The sequence below is a fragment of the Blastococcus sp. SYSU DS0552 genome (assembly GCF_054050815.1).
Map to the genome: position 1 here is coordinate 40,479 of NZ_JBJHAB010000002.1, position 17,597 is coordinate 58,075.

The window sequence follows — 17,597 nt, forward strand, 5'->3', positions numbered from 1 at the left end:
GTGCGCCGGCTGTGCGTCGTCCTGGGGGTGCTCGCCGTCCTCCTGCTCACCGGCGGGCCGGCGTACGCGGTGCCGCCGTTCCGGCTGCCCGACCAGGTCGTCGACGAGGTCGGCGTCCTCCAGGGTGGCACCGGGCGGGTGCAGGACGTCGTCGACGACCTGCGCGCCGACACCCGGACCGACCTCTACGTGGTGTTCGTGTCCAGCTTCGACGGCGCGGACCAGGAGGAGTGGGCCCAGGCCACGGCCGAGCTGACCCAGCTCGGCGAGGAGGACGCGCTGCTGGCCGTCGCCGTCGACGACGGGCAGTACGGCACGGTGCGGCCGGCCGACTTCCCGGTCACCGGCGCCGAGTTCGACTCGCTGACCGACGAGCGGGTCGCCCCGGAGTTCGGCGAGGGCGACTGGGCCGGCGGCGTGGCGGCGTTCGCGGATCTGCTGCGCGACGGCGGCGCGGCCGCGGAGGAGCCGACCGGGTCCGCCGACGGCGGCTCCGGCGGGGTGGGGCCGCTGCTGGTGCTCGGCGGCCTCGCGGTCGTCGGGGGCGGCGCCTACCTGCTCAGCCGCTCGCGCCGGAACCGGAGCGGCACCGCTCTGCCGCCCGGTCGGCGGCGGGAGCCCGATCCGTACGAGGGCGTGCCCACCGACCAGCTCCAGGGCCGTGCCAGCGAGGCGCTGCTGGACCTCGACGAGGCCGTGAAGACCTCGCAGCTGGACCTCGACTTCGCCCGGTCGCAGTACGGCGAGGACGCCGTCGCCGGCTTCGACGCCGCGCTGGCGCAGTCCAGGAAGGAGCTCTCCCGGGCCTTCACGCTGCGCCAGGAGCTCGACGACGACATCCCGGAGGACGAGCCCACCACCCGCCGGATGCTGGCCGAGATCCTGGCGCTCACCGGCGCCGCCGGCGCCCGGCTCGACGAGCAGAGCGAGGCCTTCCAGCGGCTGCGCGACCTCGAGCACAACGCGCCGCAGGTGCTGGACGCGCTGGAGCCGCGGCTGGCCGGGCTGGGCGACCGGATCCCGCAGGAGGAGCAGCGGCTGGCCGCGCTCCGGAGCCGGTACGCGGCGACCGCATCCGCTCCCGTGGCGGACAACGTGGAGCAGGCCCGGGCGCGGCTGGCCGCCGCCGAGCAGGAGGTCCGGGAGGCGCGGGCGGCGCTGGCCGAGGGGCGCAGCGGCGACGCCGTCGGCGACATCCGCGCGGCCGAGGACGCCGCGGCGCAGACGGGCACGCTGCTGGACGCCGTCGGCCGGCTCGCCGCCGACCTCGACGCCGCCGCCGGCCGGGTCGCGGCCGCCCGCGCGGAGACCGAGAAGGACCTGGCCGAGGCCCGGGCGCTGGTCGCCGCCGGGGACCGCACGGGCCTGGAGCCGCAGATCGCCCGCGCCGAGTCGGCGCTCGCGGCCTGCGATGCCGCCCTGCACCCGGCCGACGGCACCCCGGGTGACCCGCTGGCCGCGCTCCGGCAGCTCGAGGACGCCGACACCGCGCTCGAGGAGGCGCTCGCGGCGGCCCGCGACGCGCAGACCCAGGCCCGCCGGGCCGCGGCGGCGCTGGAGCAGTCGCTGCTCAACGCGCGCTCGGCGGTCGCCGCGGCCACGGACTTCATCGACACCCGCCGTGGGGCGGTCGGTCCCCAGGCGCGCACCCGGCTCGCCGAGGCGCGGCGGCACCTGGAGGCAGCCGTCGACCTGGGCGGGACCGACCCGGTGAGCGCGCTGCGGGAGGCCCACCAGGCGGGCATGCTGGCCCAGCACGCCCTCGACCTGGCGCAGGACGACGTCGACCGGTGGAACTCCGGGTACGGACCCGGCGGGTTCGGCGGCGGCTACGGGGGCGGGTACCGCCGCGGTGGCGTGGACCTCGGCAGCCTCGTGCTGGGCGGCATCCTGCTGGGCGGCGGACGCGGCCACGGCGGCGGGTTCGGCGGCGGCTTCGGTGGTGGGGGCTTCGGCGGCGGCGGGTTCGGCGGCCGCGGCGGGGGCGGGTCGTTCGGCGGCGGCGGTCTCGGTGGGGGCGGCTCGTTCGGCGGCGGCGGCCGCGGCGGGGGCGGGACGTTCTAGCCCCGAACTGTCGTACTCCGGTGGGACGGTGACCTCCCCCACAACCGGAGGAGGCAACCATGCCCACGCGAGACACCCCCTGGCCGGCCGGGACGCCGTGCTGGGTGGACTACGGTGCCGCCGACCTGGCGGCGGCGAAGGAGTTCTACGCCGCGATGCTCGGCTGGGAGTACACCGGCGGCGAGCCCGAGTTCGGCGGCTACCTGGACGCCCAGAAGGACGGGCGGGCGGTGGCCGGCCTCGGACCGCAGACGGACGGGGGCGCCCCGCCCCGCTGGACCACGTACTTCGCGACGGACGACGCGGCCGCCACGGTCACCCGGATCCGGGAGGCCGGTGGCACGGTCGTGGTGGAGCCGATGGCGGTCGGGCCGATGGGCACGATGGTCATCGCCCTCGACCCGCAGGGCCACCCGTTCGGCCTGTGGCAGGCCGGCGAGCACCCCGGCGTGCAGCGGTACAACGAACCGGGCTCGCTGGTGTGGAACGAGGCGGCGGTCGACGACCCGGCGGCGGCCCGGGAGTTCTACACCGCCGTCTTCGGGTTCCGGTTCGAGGAGATCCCGGGCGCGGAGGGCTACACGACCTTCGCCACCGGTGGTGACCCGCTGGGCGGGCTCGGCGGCGTGGTCCCCGGTGCGCCCAAGGGCTGGTCAACCTGCTTCGCGGTGGCCTCGACCGACGCCGCGGTCGCCGCGGTGACCGCCGCGGGCGGGAAGGTGCTCCTCCCGGCCGAGGACACCGAGTACGGCCGCTTCGCGGTCGTCGCGGACCCGTGGGGCGCGTCGTTCTCCGTCATGCAGGTGCCGGCCGGCTGAGCTCCGCCCGGCGGCCGGTGCGAACGGGGCGCACCGGCGGCGCCGGGCTCAGCCCGGCAGCTGCCCGTACGCGTGCTCGGGCCGGAACCGAACGACCAGCCGCCGGTCGGCGACCATCGCCGCCCGGTACTCGTCCCAGTTCTCGTGCTCGCCGGAGACGCCGCGGTAGTAGGCGATCAGCTCCTCGACGGTGGGGTCGTGCGGCTCCTGCGCGACCGGGGTGAGCTCGGCGGTGCCCTCGACGGCGACCCAGGTCCAGAAGTCCTTCGACGCCACGTGCAACGTCACCCGCGGGTCGCGCTGCAGGTTGCGGGTCTTCGCGCGGTCGGCGGTCACCGAGACGCGGATCAGGCCGTCGTCCCAGGCGTAGCCGACGTTGGACAGCTGCGGTCGGCCGTCGCGCTTGATCGTGGCGAGCACGCCCCAGCGCTGCTCGGCGACGAACTGCAGCAGCCGAGGGTCCGGCCGGGCGGGGTCGCTCATGCCCAAAGCCTGCCTCAGCGGACCCGGCCGCGCGGCCGGAGCGCGACCGGGGGTAGCGGCGGCGCCTCCAGCCGGTCGCCGTCGTAACCGACGACGGTGCCGAAGCGCCGCGACTCGGCGTTCCACTGCTCGGCGTACTCGGCGACCTCCTCGCCCGAGCGGCCGATGAAGTTCCACCACATCACCAGGCGTTCCTCGAACGGCTCACCGCCGAGCAGCAGCAACCGGGACGCCGCCCCTGCCCGCACCCGCAGCGCCGTGCGACCGGTGCCCAGGTACAGCATCGCGCCGGGCTCGAGGACGACGTCGTCCACCGTGACCGACCCCGCTGACGCCAGGAGCCCGTACTCGAAGTCGGCCTCCAGCGGGAGGTCCACGTCGGCGCCGGCGGCGAGCTCCAGGTCGACGCCGACCAGCGGGGTGTAGGCCCGCCCCGGCGACGTCACCCCGCCGAAGCCGCCCATGAGCACCGTGGCGGTGAGCCCGTCGGAGCTGAAGCCGGGCAGGACGCCGTGGTGCTCGAAGTGCGGGGCGACCTCACGGTCGGCCTCCAGCAGGGCCACCCACAGCTGGGCCCCGTGCAGGTACCGCGGGTGGGTCGCCGGCGACTGCTCGGAGTGGGCGATCCCGTGCCCGGCCGTCATCAGCGCCAGCTCCCCGGGGCGGAACCGCACGTCGCTGCCGAGCGAGTCGCGGTGGTGCACCTCGCCGTCGAGCAGCCACGACACGGTCTGCAGCCCGGTGTGCGGGTGCGGCGGCACCTGCATGCCGGGGGACGAGGTGATGTCGTCGGGGCCGTAGTGGTCGACGAAGACCCAGGCGCCGACCATCCGCCGGCCGAGCGTGGGCAGGAGGCGGCGCACGCGGGTGCTCTCGCCGAGCAGCACCTCCTTGCCCGGCAGCAGGTCCAGGGCGGGGCCGGCGGTGGTGCCCGCCAGCCCGCCCAGCCCGCGAGCGGGCGGGCGCGGTTCCAGGTTGCTCATCGTCGACGACTCCCTCTGCCGGGATCCCGTGATCCCGGCGGTTCCGGGGGCTCGATGTGCCGAGATCCCGTGATCTCGGCACGGTGTCGCGGGGCGGGAGCCCCGCCGTCAGTCAGTCTCGCCCCGGACGGCGCGGTGCGGAACGGGTCCCTCGATGCGCTGCGCCGGGATCGAGCCGAGCCGGCCGGCGGAGAAGTCGGCGAACGCGTCGGCCACCTCCTGCCGGGTGTTCATCACGAACGGCCCGTACATGGCGATCGGCTCGTTGATCGGCCGCCCGCCGAGGACCACCACGTCCAGGGCCGGCGTCCGCGATTCCTGGTTCACCGCCCCGCGCACGGTCACGGTGTCCCCGGGGCCGAGCACCGCGAGCTGGCCGGTGCGCACCGGGGCGCCGTCGATCCCCACGGAGCCGGCGCCGGAGAGCACGTAGACCAGCGCGTTGAAGTCCGGCCGCCAAGGCAGGTCCAGCGTCGCGCCGGGGGAGACGGTCGCGTGCACCATCGCCATCGGGGTGTACGTCGAACCGGGGCCGGTGTGCCCGCCCACCTCGCCGGCGATCACCCGCAGCAGGGCGCCGGCGTCCGGGCTGGCGAGCAGGACCGACTCCTTCGCGCGCAGGTCCTGGTAGCGCGGCTCGACCCACTTCTGCGCCCGCGGCAGGTTCACCCACAGCTGCAGGCCGTGGAACAGGCCACCGCTGACCACCAGCTGCTCCGGCGGGCGCTCGATGTGCAGGACGCCGCCACCGGCGGTCATCCACTGGGTGTCGCCGTTGCTGATCGTGCCGCCGCCGCCGTGGGAATCGGCGTGCTCGAAGGTGCCGTCGAGGAGGTAGGTGACGGTCTCGAAGCCGCGGTGGGGGTGCCAGCTGGTGCCCTTCGGCTCGCCGGGGGCGTACTCCACCTCGCCCATCTGGTCCATGTGCAGGAAGGGGTCCAGCGCGCGCAGGTCGACGCCGGCGAAGGCGCGGCGCACGGGGAAGCCCTCGCCCTCGAAGCCCGACGGGGCGGTCGTCACCGACCGGGTGCGGCGGCGCACCGTGCGGGGGGCGGGGATCGGGATCCGCGGCAGGGTGGTGGTGTCCTCGACGGTCACGGCAGGCATGCCGGCCTCCTTGATTGAGGGCTCAACTAGCGGCGAGCGTAACCCCGGGCGAGGGCGTTGTCTTCCCCTCCTTCCGGGCGAGATCTGCACAGTGGCCCATCGGTGGCGGCTGAGAGGGGTCGGTGTGCAGATCTCGTTCCGGCAGTGGCGCAAAGGATGCTTTGCAAAGACATCTTTGCACTCGTAGCCTGTCTCCGTGATTGAGGAGCCCCCGCCGCTGGAGCCGGCCGTCCAGGTGACCGACGTGCGCGCCCTGCGGGCACTGGCGCACCCGCTGCGCAGCCGGCTGCTCGGCCGGCTCCGGGTGCACGGGCCGGCGACGGCGAGCGGCCTGGCGCGGGCCGTGGGGGAGAGCAGCGGATCGACCAGCTACCACCTGCGCCAGCTGGCGGCCTACGGCTTCGTGGAGGAGGTCGAGGGCCAGGGAACAGCGCGCGAGCGGTGGTGGCGGGCCCGGCACCGGATGACGAGCTGGCAGGCCGGGGAGCTCGTCCCGCAGGAGGGCGGGGCCGAGGTGCAGGACGAGATGAGCCGGCTGCAGATCGACCAGCACGCCCGCGTGCTCGACGCCTGGTTCGAGCAGAAGGAGCAGCTCGACCCCGGCTGGACCGACGCCGCCACGCTGAACGACTACGGGCTCCGGCTGAGCCCCGACCAGGCGCGGGAGCTGATCGGCGAGCTGCACGCCACGCTCCGGCGCTGGATGGCCGAGCACCCTGGCGACGCGCCGCCGGCGGAGGGCACCGAGCAGGTCTGCGTGCTGCTCGACCTGGTCCCGCTGCGGGAGTGGCCGACGTGAGCGCGCCGCAGACCGTCCGCTCCGCCACCCGGCGGCTGGTCGGGCTGACCGCCCTGCGCTGGCTACCGGTCGGGCTCACGACGCCGATCACCGTCCTGCTCGCGCAGGCGCGGGGGCTCACGCTCGCCGAGATCGGCGTGCTGTTCACCGTGCACGGGGTGCTGGTCGTGGCCCTGGAGCTCCCCACCGGCGGGCTGGCCGACGTGCTCGGCCGCCGTCCCGTCATCGTGGCCGGCGCCGTCCTGCACATCGCCTCGTGCCTGCTGATCGCGACGGCGACGTCGTTCGCCGGGTTCCTGGCCGGGGTCGTCGCCCTCGGGGTGGGCCGCGTGCTGGACTCCGGCCCGCTCGAGGCGTGGTACGTGGACACGGTGCACCGGCTGGAGCCGGGCGCCGACGTCGCCCCGGGCCTGGCCCAGCACTCGGCGGCCGACGGGGCGAGCCTCGCCGTCGGCGCGGTCGTCGGCGGGTTCCTCCCGGTGCTGCTCGGCGGGGGCGGTGCCGAGGGGCTCGCGCTCTCCTACCTGGGGGCCGCCGTCCTCGACGTCGCGTTCGTCGGCGCGGTGCTGTGGCTGCTGACCGAGCACCGGCCACCGCGCGAGGGGAGCGTCCTCGGCGCGCTGGCCGCCGGGGTGCGTGCGGTGCCGGCGACCGTGGGGGAGTCGGTGCGGGTGTCGGTGGGCGACCGCACCCTGCGGCGGGTCCTGGCGCTGACCGCCGTCACCGGCGCCGGGCTGGTCGTGTGCGAGCTGCTGGGCCCGGTCCGGTTCGCCGAGCTGACCGGCGGCCGGGACGGCGGCGCCGCGGTGTACGGCGTGGTCCTGGCGATCTCGTTCGCAGCCTCCGCGGTGGGGGCGGTGCTCGCGCCGGCCCTGCGGCGGCTGCTCCGCGGCTCCACGCCGGCCGCCTGCGCCGCGCTGTTCGCCGTCGGGGGCCTGTCGCTCGCCCTGGTCGCGGGGCCCGACACGCTGGTGCCGGCCGCCGCCGGCTTCGCCCTGTACTACCTCTCGCACGGCTCCGTCTGGCCGCTGCTCGCCGCAGTCCTGCACACGCGGGCCCACGCCGCGCACCGGGCCACCGCCGTCTCGGCGATGTCGCTGGCGCTGGCGCTCGGCGGGATCGCCGGCAACCTCACCGTTCCGCCGCTGGCCGCCGCGACGAGCACCGGGACCGGTTTCCTGGTCGTCGCCGGCGTCGTGGCGCTCGGCCTCCTCGGCTGCCTGCGGCTGCCCCGGTCGACCGTCGCGGGCACCACCGTGGCCCCCGGGGAGGCGACCGTCGGATACTGAGGGCCCATGACTTCTGCGAGCAGCCGATGAGCGCGCCCCTCAACCTGGTCAACCTCGAGCGGGTGCACAAGGCCCACGGCACCACCGTGGTGCTCGACGACGTCTCCCTCGGCGTCGCCGCCGGCGAACGGATCGGGATCGTCGGCCGCAACGGCGGCGGCAAGAGCACGCTGCTGTCGCTGATCACCGGCGCCGACGACCCGGACTCCGGCCGGGTCACCCGCCGCGGGGACATCGCGATGGGGGTGCTCGACCAGTCCGGCACCCTCCCGCCGGGGGCGACGGTGCGCGACGTCGTGCTGCCGTCGTCGATGTTCGCCGCCGAGCACGAATGGGCCGGCGACCCGGCCGTCCGCTCGGTGCTCACCGGCCTCGAGCTCGACCGGCTGGGCCTCGACGCGCCGGTCGCCCCCATGTCCGGTGGCGAGCGCCGGCGGGTGGCGCTGGCCGCCCAGCTCATCCGGCCGCTGGACCTGCTGGTGCTCGACGAGCCCACCAACCACCTCGACGTCGAGGGGGTGGCCTGGCTCGCCGAGTACGTGAAGCAGCGCACCGGTGGCCTGGTCGTGGTCACCCACGACCGGTGGTTCCTCGACGAGGTCTGCACGACCACGTGGGAGGTCGCCGACGCGAACGTGCACTCCTACGACGGCGGCTACTCGGCGTACACGCTGGCGCGGGCGGAGCGGGCGCGGATCGCCTCGGTCACCGAGGAGCGCCGGCTGAACCTGGTCCGCAAGGAGCTGGCCTGGCTGCGGCGCGGCCCGCCGGCCCGCACCAGCAAGCCGCGGTTCCGCATCGAGGCGGCCCAGGCGCTCATCGCCGACGAGCCGCCGCCGCGGGACTCGATGGCGCTGCAGGGCTTCGCCGCCCGGCGCCTGGGCAAGACCGTCTACGACGTGGAGGACGTCGACTACGCCGTCCCCACCGAGGACGGTCCACGCACCCTCTTCAAGGATCTGACCTGGCACGTCGGCCCGGGCGACCGGATCGGCATCGTCGGGGTCAACGGCGCGGGCAAGACGTCGCTGCTCAGGCTCCTCGTGGGCGAGACCGAGCCCGACGCCGGGCGCGTGGTGGTCGGCCAGACGGTGGCGCCGGCGTACCTGTCGCAGCACGTCACCGAGCTGCCGCGCACGCTGCGGGTGGTGGAGGCGGTGCAGGAGGTGGCCCGCGTCGCCCGGATCGGCAACCAGGAAATCTCCGCCTCGTCGCTCGCCGAGCGGTTCGGCTTCATGGCGAACCGGCAGTGGACGCCGGTCGGCGACCTCTCCGGCGGCGAGCGGCGGCGGCTGCAGCTGCTGCGCCTGCTGATGGCCGAGCCGAACGTGCTGATCCTCGACGAGCCCACCAACGACCTGGACATCGACACCCTGACGGCGCTGGAGGACCTGCTCGACAGCTTCCCCGGCACCGTGCTGGTGGTCAGCCACGACCGCTACTTCGTCGACCGGGTGTGCGACAAGGTCGTGGCGCTGCTCGGCGACGGGTCGCTGGCCGAGCTGCCCGGCGGGGTCGAGGAGTACCTGCGCCGCCGCGCGGCCGGCGGCGCCCCGCTCACCACGGCGGCCGGGGACGACGGCGCCCGTCCGGTGGGCGCCCCGTCGACGTCGGCCCCGGCGGTGTCGGCGGCCGAGGCCCGGGCGGCGAAGAAGGAGGCCGCCAAGCTGGAGCGGCGGATGCTCAAGCTGGACGCCGACGAGAAGAAGCTGCACGAGCAGCTGGCCGCGGCCGCCGCGGACTACGCCAAGGCCGCCGAGCTGGACACCCAGCTCAAGGCGGTGCAGGCCGAGAAGGAGCAGGTCGAGGAGGCCTGGCTGGTCGCCTCGGAGCTCGCTGAGGGCTGAGCATCGCGCGGCCGGCCCGCTCCGGCGTCCTGGCTCAGCACACGGGGTCCTGGCTCACCGTCGACAGTGAGCCAGGACCCCTGTTGATCAGGTCACCTGATCAACATCAGGCGGCGGCCGCTTCGGCGCGGTTCCGCTGGAGCAGCCGCAGCCCGACCAGGAACGCCGGCACCGCGCCGAGCAGCATCAGCCCGGCAACGAGCAGCAGGAAGCGGTCGCCGCCTCCGCCGTCGTCGCCGAGCGGGCCCGCATCGCCCGGGAGGTGCACGACTCGGTCGCCCACTCGGTGAGCGTCATGGTGCTCCAGATGGGCGGCCTGCGCCGGCTGCTGCCCGACCACCCCGAGGCGCAGGACGTGCTGCTCGGGCTGGAGTGGCTGGGGCGCGAGGCGGTCGAGGAGATGCGGCGCGTCGTCGGCATCCTGCGGGAACAGGCGGGTGGCGACCCCGCGCCGCAGCCCTCGCTGTCCCGGCTGGACGAGGTGCTCGACGAGCTGCGCGCCGGAGGGATGCCGGTCGAGCTGACCGTGACCGGGCAACCGGTGGAGCTGCCGCAGCTGGTCGACGTCTCGGCCGTCCGCGTGGTGCAGGAGGCGCTGTCCAACGTCGTCCGGCACGCGGGGGCCGCGGCCACCTGCGTGCGGGTCGACTGGGCCGGCGACCGGGTGGGCGTCACCGTCACCGACGACGGGCGCCCCACCGTGCCGGCGCCCCGCGTCGGCGGCGGCCCCGCGGCGGGAGGGCACGGCCAGCTGCACATGCGCGAGCGGGTGGCGGTGGCCGGCGGCACGCTCGAGGTCGGGCCGGTGCGCGGCGGTGGCTACCGGGTCCGGGCCACCTTCCCGGTGCCCGTCGCGGTGACCGCGTGACGATCCGCGTGGTGCTCGTCGACGACCAGGCGATGGTGCGCACCGGGTTGCGGATGGTGCTCGCCGCCGAGCCCGACATCGAGGTCGTCGGGGAGGCCGCCGACGGCGCCGAGGGCGTCCGCGCGGTCACCCGGCTGCGGCCCGACGTCGTCCTGCTCGACGTCCGCATGCCCGGCATGGACGGGCTCGAGGCGGCCCGCCGCATCCTCGGCGCCGACCTGCCCACCCGCGTCGTCGTGCTCACCACCTTCGACGAGGACGAGTACGTGGCCGCCGCGCTGCGTGCCGGTGTCAGCGGCTTCCTGCTCAAGGTCGCCCCGCCCGAGGACCTGGTCGCCGCCGTGCGCACCGTCGCCGCCGGGCAGGGGTTGCTCGACCCGGCGGTGACGCTGCGGGTGATCGAGTCCTTCGCCGCGGCGCCCGCACCCGACCCGGCCCGGGCGAACGCGCTGCGCACGCTGACCGACCGGGAGACCGACGTCCTGGCGCTCGTCGCGGCCGGGCTCTCCAACGCCGAGATCGCTGCCCGCCTGCACCTCGGCGAGGCGACGGTCAAGACGCACGTCAGCCGGCTGCTGCTCAAGCTCGGGTTGCGCGACCGGGTGCAGGCCGTGGCGTTCGCCTACGAGAGCGGGCTGGTCACGCCGGGCGGATGAGCCGGTCCCGCCGATAAACTGCGGCTCACCGCCGGCCGTCCTCCGACGTCAGTGGTGTCCGAGCAGCCCCTGACTCCCGGAGACCCGTGCTCGCGCTCCTGCTCCTCCACCTGGTCGCCGCGGTGGCCGCACCCGTGCTGGTGCGCTGGTGGGGCCGGCAGGCGTTCCTCGCCCTCGCGCTCGTACCGGCGGCGGGGTTCGGCTGGGTGCTCGCGCAGCTGGGGCGGGTCACCGACGGCGGTGAGGTCACCGAGACCGTCCCGTGGGTGCCCACCCTGCGCCTCGACATCGCCCTGCGGCTGGACGCCCTGGCGCTGGTGTTCGCGCTGCTGGTCACCGGGGTGGGCGCGCTGGTCATGCTCTACTGCGCCCGCTACTTCGAGCCCCGGGACGAGGGGACGGGGCGGTTCGCCGGCACGCTCACCGCCTTCGCCGGCTCCATGCTGGGCCTGGTGGTGGCCGACGACCTGCTGCTGCTCTACGTGTTCTGGGAGCTCACCACCGTCTTCTCCTACCTGCTCATCGGTGGCTCGGGGACGAAGCTCGCCGCGCGCCGGGCGGCCGGCCAGGCGCTGATCCTCACCACCGCGGGCGGGCTGGCGATGTTGGTCGGGCTGATCATGCTCGGCGAGACCAGCGGCAGCTACCTGCTCTCGGAGGTCGTCGCCGACCCGGGGAGCGGCCCGCTGCTGGTGGCCGGGACGATGCTGGTCGTCGTCGGCGCGGTGACCAAGTCGGCGATGATCCCGTTCCACTTCTGGCTGCCCGCCGCGATGGAGGCGCCCACCCCGGTCAGCGCCTACCTGCACGCGGCCGCGATGGTGAAGGCCGGGATCTACCTGGTGGCCCGGCTGGCGCCCGGGTTCGCCGAGGTGCCCGGCTGGCGCCCGGTGGTGCTGGGGCTGGGTCTGGCCACCATGCTCGTCGGCGGCTACCGGTCGCTGCGGCAGAACGACCTCAAGCTGCTGCTCGCCTTCGGCACGGTGAGCCAGCTGGGCTTCCTCATGACGCTCGTGGGCGCGGGCAGCCGCGAGCTGGCGGCCGCGGGCCTGGCGATGACCCTGGCGCACGCGCTGTTCAAGTCGACGCTCTTCCTCACCGTCGGGGTCGTCGACCACGCCACCGGCACCCGCGACCTGCGCCGGCTGTCCGGGCTGGGCCGGCGGCTGCCCGTGGTGGCGGTCATCGGCACGCTGGCCGCGCTGAGCATGGCCGGCGTCCCGCCGCTGCTCGGCTTCGTGGGCAAGGAGGCGGCGTTCAGCGCGCTGTGGGACGGCGGGCTGCCCGACCGCACGGCGGCCGTCGTCGTCCTCGTCGGCCTGGTCCTCGGCTCGGTGCTCACCGCGGCCTACACCTTCCGCTTCCTCTGGGGCGCCTTCGCCCGCAAGCCCGGGCTGCCGGCCACCGCCCCCGCGGAGCTGGTCCACCCGCCCACCCCGCTGTTCCTGCTGGCCCCCGCCCTGCTGGCGCTGACCGGGCTGGCCGCCGGGCCGGCCAGCCCGTTGCTGGAGCCGCTGGTCGCCGGGTACGCCGACGGGCTGCCGCTGGTGGCCGAGGAGGCCGAGAAGCTGGCGCTGTGGCACGGCTGGCAGCCGGCGCTGGCGCTGTCGGCCCTCACCCTGCTCGGCGGCGCGGCTCTGTTCGCCGCGCGCTCGGCGGTGTTCCGCTTCCAGCAGCGGCGGGCCGTGGGCGCATCGGCCGACGAGGGCTACTGGAACACCATGCAGACGCTGGACCGGCTCGCCGTGCTGGTCACCGGCACCACCCAGCGGGGCTCGCTGCCGGCCTACCTCGGCACCATCCTCGTCGTCGTCCTCGCCCTCCCCGGCTCCGTGCTGCTGTTCCGGGCGCCGTGGCCGGGGGAGTGGCGGGCCTGGGACACCCCCATCCAGGCGCTGGTCGGGGCGGTGGTGCTGCTCGCGGCCGCCATGGCGGTGCAGATCCACCAGCGGCTGTCGGCGGTGCTGGCCGTGGGCGTCACCGGCTACGGCCTCGCCGTCCTCTTCGCCCTGCAGGGCGCCCCCGACCTCGCGCTCACCCAGTTCCTCGTGGAGACGCTGACCCTGGTGGTCTTCGTGCTCGTGCTGCGCAAGCTGCCCAAGGACATCTCCGAGCGGCACCGCCCCGGCGAGCGCGCGGTCCGCGGTGGGATCGCCGTGGGCGTGGGGCTGCTCATGGGAGCGGTCGGGGCGGTGACGCTCAGCGCCCGCGACGCCACACCGGTGTCGGTCGACTACCCGGAGGCCGCCTACGAGCTCGGCGGTGGGCAGAACGTCGTCAACGTGACCCTCGTCGACATCCGTGCCTGGGACACCCTCGGCGAGATCTCGTTGCTGGTCGTGGCCGCCACCGGTGTGGCCAGCCTGGTCTTCCTCCGGCGGCGCACCGGTGTCGTGCAGCGGCTGGACCCGGTGCGGGCGGCGCGGGACGCCCGGCGGTCGCGGCGGGCACCCCGCCGGCAGTGGCTCTCGGCGACGGTGGCGCTCGCCCCCGAGCGGCGGTCGGTGGTGCTCGAGGTGATCACCCGGGTCCTGTTCCACACGATCGTCGTGTTCTCCATCTACCTGCTGTTCAGCGGGCACAACCAGCCCGGTGGTGGCTTCGCCGGGGGGCTGGTCGCCGGGCTGGCGCTCGTGCTGCGCTACCTGGCCGGCGGCCGCTACGAGCTGGGCGAGGCGGCGCCGGTCGATCCCGGTCTGCTGCTGGGCGCCGGCCTGCTGTTCGCCGGTGGCACCGGCGCCATGGGGCTGGTGCTCGGCGCCGAGGTGCTGGAGACGGCGATCCTCGAGACGACGCTGCCGGTGCTCGGCGACGTCAAGCTGGTCACCTCGCTCTTCTTCGACATGGGGGTGTACCTGATCGTGGTGGGGCTGGTGCTCGACGTGCTGCGCAGCCTCGGGGCCGAGCTGGACCGCCAGGCCGACGAGCGGGACCCGATCGACGGCGCCCCCGGTGAGGTGGTCCTCCGATGACCCCCACCGTCGTGCTGCCGGTGATCGTCGCGGGTCTCTACGCGGCCGGCGTCTACCTGCTGCTCGACCGCAGCCTGACCCGCGTGCTGCTCGGCTTCCTCCTGCTGGGCAATGCGACCAACCTGCTGCTGCTCTCCAGCGGTGGTCCGGCGGGGCTGGCGCCGATCGTGGGGATCGCCGAGCCGGAGGAGATGAGCGACCCGCTCCCGCAGGCGCTCGTCCTCACCGCGATCGTGATCACCTTCGGCATCGCCGCCTTCCTGCTCGCGCTCATCTACCGCTCCTGGCGGCTGGTGCGCCAGGAGGTCGTCGGCGTCGACGAGGAGGACCGGCGGGTGGCCGCCCGGTCCGGCACGGACGCCGACGAGATCGACCCCGACGACCTCGCGCCGGAGGACCGGCCGGCCGCGCACGCCGACAGCCTGCATGGCGAGGGGGACGACGTGGAGGAGCTGCTCCGGCGGCACTACGCCGGGATCCCGTCCGACGACGTGGATCTGCCGGCCACCCGGCGGCGGCGCCGGTGACCGGCGTCCTCACGCCCCTGCCGGTGCTGCTGCCGCTGCTCGGCGCGGCGGCGGCCCTGCTGGTCGGCGGCGGCCGCCCGCGGGCGCAGCGCACGCTCAGCATCCTGGTGCTCAGCACGGTCCTCGCCGTGTCGGTCGCGCTGCTCGTCCTCGCCGACGAGCAGGGCGCCGTGGCCGTCTCGCTGGGCGGGTGGGAGGTGCCGCTGGGCATCGTGCTGGTCGTCGACCGGCTGTCGGCCCTGATGCTCGTGGTCGCCTCGACCGTGGGCCTGGGCGTGCTCGTCTTCGCGGTCGGCCAGGGTGCGGCCGACGGCGACGAGGAGGCGCCGGTGTCGATCTTCCACCCGACGTTCCTGGTGCTCATGGCGGGCGTGGCCAACGCGTTCCTCGCCGGCGACCTGTTCAACCTCTACGTCGGCTTCGAGATCCTGCTGACCGCCAGCTACGTCCTGCTGACCCTGGGCGGATCGGCACCGCGGATCCGCGCCGGCGTCACCTACATCGTCGTCAGCCTGCTGAGCTCGCTGCTGTTCCTCGCCGCCATCGCCCTGGTCTACGCCTCCACCGGCACCGTCAACATGGCGCAGCTCGCCGGCCGGCTGGGGGAGCTGCCGGAGGGGACCCAGCTGCTCATCCACTCGCTGCTGCTGATCGCCTTCTCGATCAAGGCGGCGGTGTTCCCGCTGTCGGCCTGGCTGCCGGACAGCTACCCGACCGCGCCGGCCCCGGTCACCGCCGTCTTCGCCGGGCTGCTCACCAAGGTCGGCGTCTACGCGATCATCCGCACGCAGACCCTGCTCTTCCCGGGCGGCGGGCTGGACACGGTGCTCATGTGGGCCGCGCTGGCCACGATGCTGATCGGCATCCTCGGTGCGGTGGCACAGGCCGACATCCGGCGGATCCTGTCGTTCACGCTGGTCAGCCACATCGGCTACATGGTGTTCGGCATCGCGCTGGCCTCCCGGGCCGGGCTCGCGGGCGCCGTCTTCTACGTCGTCCACCACATCGCCATCCAGACCACGCTGTTCCTCGTCGCCGGGCTGGTCGAGCGGCAGGGCGGGGCGACCGCCGTCGACCGGCTCGGCGGCCTGGCGAAGGCATCGCCGCTGCTCGCCGTCCTCTTCTTCGTCCCCGCCATGAACCTCGCCGGGATCCCGCCGTTCTCCGGGTTCATCGGGAAGCTCGGGCTGCTGGAGGCGGGCGTGGCCGACGGCGGGTGGCTGCCGCTGGTCCTCGTGGCCGCCGGCGTGGTCGCCAGCCTGCTCACGCTCGTGGCGATCTCGCGGGTGTGGAGCCGGGCCTTCTGGCGGCCGCGGGCCCAGGAGCCGTCCGCGGACACCGACGAGGCCGCGGCGGCCGACGCCGGGCCGGAGCTCTCCCCGGAGCCGCTGCCCCAGCCCCCGACACCGGAGCCCGGTGAGGCGCAGGCCGACGGCCCCGGCCCGACCGACGAGGTCGAACCCACGCCGGTGCCCGCGTCCGCGTCCGTGGCGTCCGGGGGGGTCGGTCGCGCCGCCGCCCGGCGCGCGGCGTGGCAGCGGCACACGGCGGTGGCGACGGCGACCACGCCGGCCACCGACGGGCTCGGGGAGGACCCGGAGCGCGCCCGGCCGGACCAGCTGCTGCCGCGGGTCATGCTCGCCTCGACCGCGGCGATGGTCACCGTGACGGTCGCGCTCACCGCGCTCGCCGGTCCGCTGTACGCGGTGGCCGACCGCGCGGCCGGCGATCTGCGCGACCGCGCGCCCTACGTCCAGGCGGTCTTCGGCGCGGAGGAGGCCCCGTGACCGGCGCCCCGGACCAGGCCGGCCGCGGGGGCCTGGTCTACCAGCTGCGGCACCAGCTGCCCCTGCTGGTCTGGCTGGTGCTGGTCTGGAACCTGCTGTGGGGCACGTGGTCGTGGGCCAACCTGCTGTCCGGGGTGGTCCTGGCCCTCGCCGTGACCCTGCTGCTGCCCCTGCCGCCGGTGGAGGGCGGCCTGACCGTGCGCCCGGTGCCGGTGCTCGCCTTCGTCGGCACCTTCGTCGTCGACCTCGTGACCTCCGGGGCGGAGGTGGCGTGGCAGACCATCCGCCCGCGGGGGATCAGCCGGAGCGCAATCATCCGGGTGCAGCTGCGCACGGACTCCGACCTGCTGCTCACCATCATCTCGGAGGCGCTGACCCTCGTGCCCGGTTCGATGGTCATCGACATGGATCGGGAGCAGCGGACGCTGGCGGTGCACATCCTCCACGTGGAGGACGAGCGCGACATCGAGCGGCAGCGGAGGTCGGTGCTCACCATGGAGGAGCGGGTGGTGCGCGCCTTCGGCTCCGCCGCCGAGGTGACCGCCGTGACCACCGGCGCAGGCTCCCTCGGCATCGGCGACGGGCGGCGGACGCCGTGACCGCCGTCTACTGGGCCACCTACCTGATGCTGGGCACCGGGGCGCTGCTGGCGCTGGTGCGGCTGGCGATGGGGCCCTCCCTGCTCGACCGGGTGGTCGCGACCGACACCCTGCTGGTGATCATCGCCGCCGGGCTGGCCGTGCACGCGACGCTGGATCGGGACCCCACGGTCGTGCCGGTGCTCGTGGTGGTGTCGCTGCTGGCGTTCGTCGGCTCGGTCTCGGTGGCCCGCTACGTCGGCGGCATGCTCATCCACTCGAACCTGGGCACCCAGGGGCTCGACGTGGACGACCGGCCTCCGGGCGGGGAGGAGGCGCGGTGAACGGGATCGAGACCGCGGGCGACGTGATCGCCGTCGTCCTGGTGCTGCTGGGCGCGTTCCTGTGCCTGACCGCCGGGCTCGGGCTGCTCCGCTTCCCCGACGTGCTCGCCCGGATGCACGCCGGCACGAAGCCGCAGGTGCTGGGCGTGCTGCTGATCATGATCGGCGGCGCGATCCGGCTGCAGGGCTGGTCGGCGACGTGGATGCTCCTGCTGGTCGCCGTCTTCCAGATGCTCACGGCACCGGTGAGCGCGCACATGATCAGCCGCGTCGCCTACCGGCGCCGGCACGTGCGGCGCGACCTGCTGCTGGTCGACGAGCTGCACACCGAGCGGCGGCCGGACCGGGTGTACCGCGGCGACGAGCCGGCCGACGCCCCGCCGGAGGAGCCGGGGCGGGCGCTGGCCGAGAGCCGCCGCGAGGAGCGGGAGGACGGGGCGCGCTGAGCGGCGCGCCCCGTCAGGTCCCGTTCCGG

The 17,597-nt window shown here is 75.2% G+C and carries 17 protein-coding genes; 13 read left to right on the plus strand and 4 right to left on the minus strand.

Features of this window, described 5'->3' with window-relative positions; translation table 11 throughout:
- Window positions 1–2,064 carry a TPM domain-containing protein gene (locus tag ACI8AG_RS02320; RefSeq protein WP_456595761.1) on the plus strand — a complete coding sequence of 688 codons (2,064 nt, stop codon included), beginning with the start codon at window positions 1–3 and terminating at the stop codon, window positions 2,062–2,064.
- Between the two features lie 59 nt (window positions 2,065–2,123).
- On the plus strand, window positions 2,124–2,882 hold the full coding sequence (locus tag ACI8AG_RS02325) for a VOC family protein (RefSeq protein ID WP_456595762.1): 759 nt from the start codon (window positions 2,124–2,126) through the stop codon (window positions 2,880–2,882).
- A gap of 48 nt (window positions 2,883–2,930) precedes the next feature.
- Here ACI8AG_RS02325 and ACI8AG_RS02330 read toward each other — a convergent pair whose 3' ends face one another.
- The 3 genes from ACI8AG_RS02330 to ACI8AG_RS02340 all read right to left on the minus strand — a co-directional run bounded on the left by ACI8AG_RS02330 (window position 2,931) and on the right by ACI8AG_RS02340 (window position 5,455).
- A complete protein-coding gene (locus ACI8AG_RS02330) occupies window positions 2,931–3,365 on the minus strand; it encodes a PPOX class F420-dependent oxidoreductase (protein ID WP_456595763.1) in 435 nt (144 codons plus the stop codon).
- Between the two features lie 14 nt (window positions 3,366–3,379).
- The gene (locus tag ACI8AG_RS02335; RefSeq protein WP_456595764.1) at window positions 3,380–4,348 is read right to left on the minus strand and encodes a pirin family protein; all 969 of its coding nucleotides are present in this window, start codon (window positions 4,346–4,348) and stop codon (window positions 3,380–3,382) included.
- 108 nt (window positions 4,349–4,456) lie between these two features.
- A complete protein-coding gene (locus ACI8AG_RS02340; RefSeq protein WP_456595765.1) occupies window positions 4,457–5,455 on the minus strand; it encodes a pirin family protein in 999 nt (332 codons plus the stop codon).
- A 196-nt stretch (window positions 5,456–5,651) separates the two neighbouring features.
- Here ACI8AG_RS02340 and ACI8AG_RS02345 point away from each other — a divergent pair, with 196 nt between their 5' ends.
- From ACI8AG_RS02345 to ACI8AG_RS02355, 3 genes are read left to right on the plus strand one after another with little or no spacing between them, the layout of a single operon-like run.
- Window positions 5,652–6,254 (plus strand): helix-turn-helix domain-containing protein, encoded by a 603-nt coding sequence (locus ACI8AG_RS02345; protein ID WP_456595766.1) that lies wholly within the window; start codon window positions 5,652–5,654, stop codon window positions 6,252–6,254.
- Window positions 6,251–7,543: an MFS transporter gene (locus ACI8AG_RS02350; RefSeq protein ID WP_456595767.1), complete on the plus strand. Its 1,293-nt coding sequence runs from the start codon at window positions 6,251–6,253 to the stop codon at window positions 7,541–7,543. Before ACI8AG_RS02345 ends, ACI8AG_RS02350 begins: the two co-directional genes overlap by 4 nt.
- A gap of 26 nt (window positions 7,544–7,569) precedes the next feature.
- On the plus strand, window positions 7,570–9,390 hold the full coding sequence (locus ACI8AG_RS02355) for an ABC-F family ATP-binding cassette domain-containing protein (RefSeq protein WP_456595768.1): 1,821 nt from the start codon (window positions 7,570–7,572) through the stop codon (window positions 9,388–9,390).
- Window positions 9,391–9,496: 106 nt separating this feature from the next.
- On the opposite strand, the gene ACI8AG_RS02360 is transcribed toward ACI8AG_RS02355, so the two are convergent.
- Window positions 9,497–9,673: a hypothetical protein gene (locus ACI8AG_RS02360; RefSeq protein ID WP_456595769.1), complete on the minus strand. Its 177-nt coding sequence runs from the start codon at window positions 9,671–9,673 to the stop codon at window positions 9,497–9,499.
- On the opposite strand from ACI8AG_RS02360, the gene ACI8AG_RS02365 reads away from it, so the two are divergent.
- From ACI8AG_RS02365 to mnhG, 8 genes are all read left to right on the plus strand, one after another.
- Window positions 9,653–10,258 carry a sensor histidine kinase gene (locus ACI8AG_RS02365; protein WP_456595770.1) on the plus strand — a complete coding sequence of 202 codons (606 nt, stop codon included), beginning with the start codon at window positions 9,653–9,655 and terminating at the stop codon, window positions 10,256–10,258. The two genes, ACI8AG_RS02360 and ACI8AG_RS02365, sit on opposite strands and share 21 nt — an antisense overlap.
- On the plus strand, window positions 10,255–10,914 hold the full coding sequence (locus ACI8AG_RS02370) for a response regulator (protein ID WP_456595771.1): 660 nt from the start codon (window positions 10,255–10,257) through the stop codon (window positions 10,912–10,914). The genes ACI8AG_RS02365 and ACI8AG_RS02370 overlap by 4 nt, the downstream gene beginning before the upstream one ends.
- Window positions 10,915–11,000: 86 nt before the next feature.
- On the plus strand, window positions 11,001–13,886 hold the full coding sequence (locus ACI8AG_RS02375; protein ID WP_456595772.1) for a Na+/H+ antiporter subunit A: 2,886 nt from the start codon (window positions 11,001–11,003) through the stop codon (window positions 13,884–13,886).
- Window positions 13,883–14,413 carry a Na(+)/H(+) antiporter subunit C gene (locus ACI8AG_RS02380; RefSeq protein ID WP_456588224.1) on the plus strand — a complete coding sequence of 177 codons (531 nt, stop codon included), beginning with the start codon at window positions 13,883–13,885 and terminating at the stop codon, window positions 14,411–14,413. The genes ACI8AG_RS02375 and ACI8AG_RS02380 overlap by 4 nt, the downstream gene beginning before the upstream one ends.
- On the plus strand, window positions 14,410–16,200 hold the full coding sequence (locus tag ACI8AG_RS02385; RefSeq protein WP_456588223.1) for a Na+/H+ antiporter subunit D: 1,791 nt from the start codon (window positions 14,410–14,412) through the stop codon (window positions 16,198–16,200). The genes ACI8AG_RS02380 and ACI8AG_RS02385 overlap by 4 nt, the downstream gene beginning before the upstream one ends.
- On the plus strand, window positions 16,197–16,799 hold the full coding sequence (locus ACI8AG_RS02390; RefSeq protein WP_456588222.1) for a Na+/H+ antiporter subunit E: 603 nt from the start codon (window positions 16,197–16,199) through the stop codon (window positions 16,797–16,799). Before ACI8AG_RS02385 ends, ACI8AG_RS02390 begins: the two co-directional genes overlap by 4 nt.
- A complete protein-coding gene (locus tag ACI8AG_RS02395; protein WP_456595773.1) occupies window positions 16,796–17,122 on the plus strand; it encodes a monovalent cation/H+ antiporter complex subunit F in 327 nt (108 codons plus the stop codon). Before ACI8AG_RS02390 ends, ACI8AG_RS02395 begins: the two co-directional genes overlap by 4 nt.
- Window positions 17,119–17,568 (plus strand): monovalent cation/H(+) antiporter subunit G, encoded by a 450-nt coding sequence (mnhG, locus tag ACI8AG_RS02400; RefSeq protein WP_456588220.1) that lies wholly within the window; start codon window positions 17,119–17,121, stop codon window positions 17,566–17,568. Before ACI8AG_RS02395 ends, mnhG begins: the two co-directional genes overlap by 4 nt.
- Window positions 17,569–17,597: the final 29 nt, after the last annotated feature.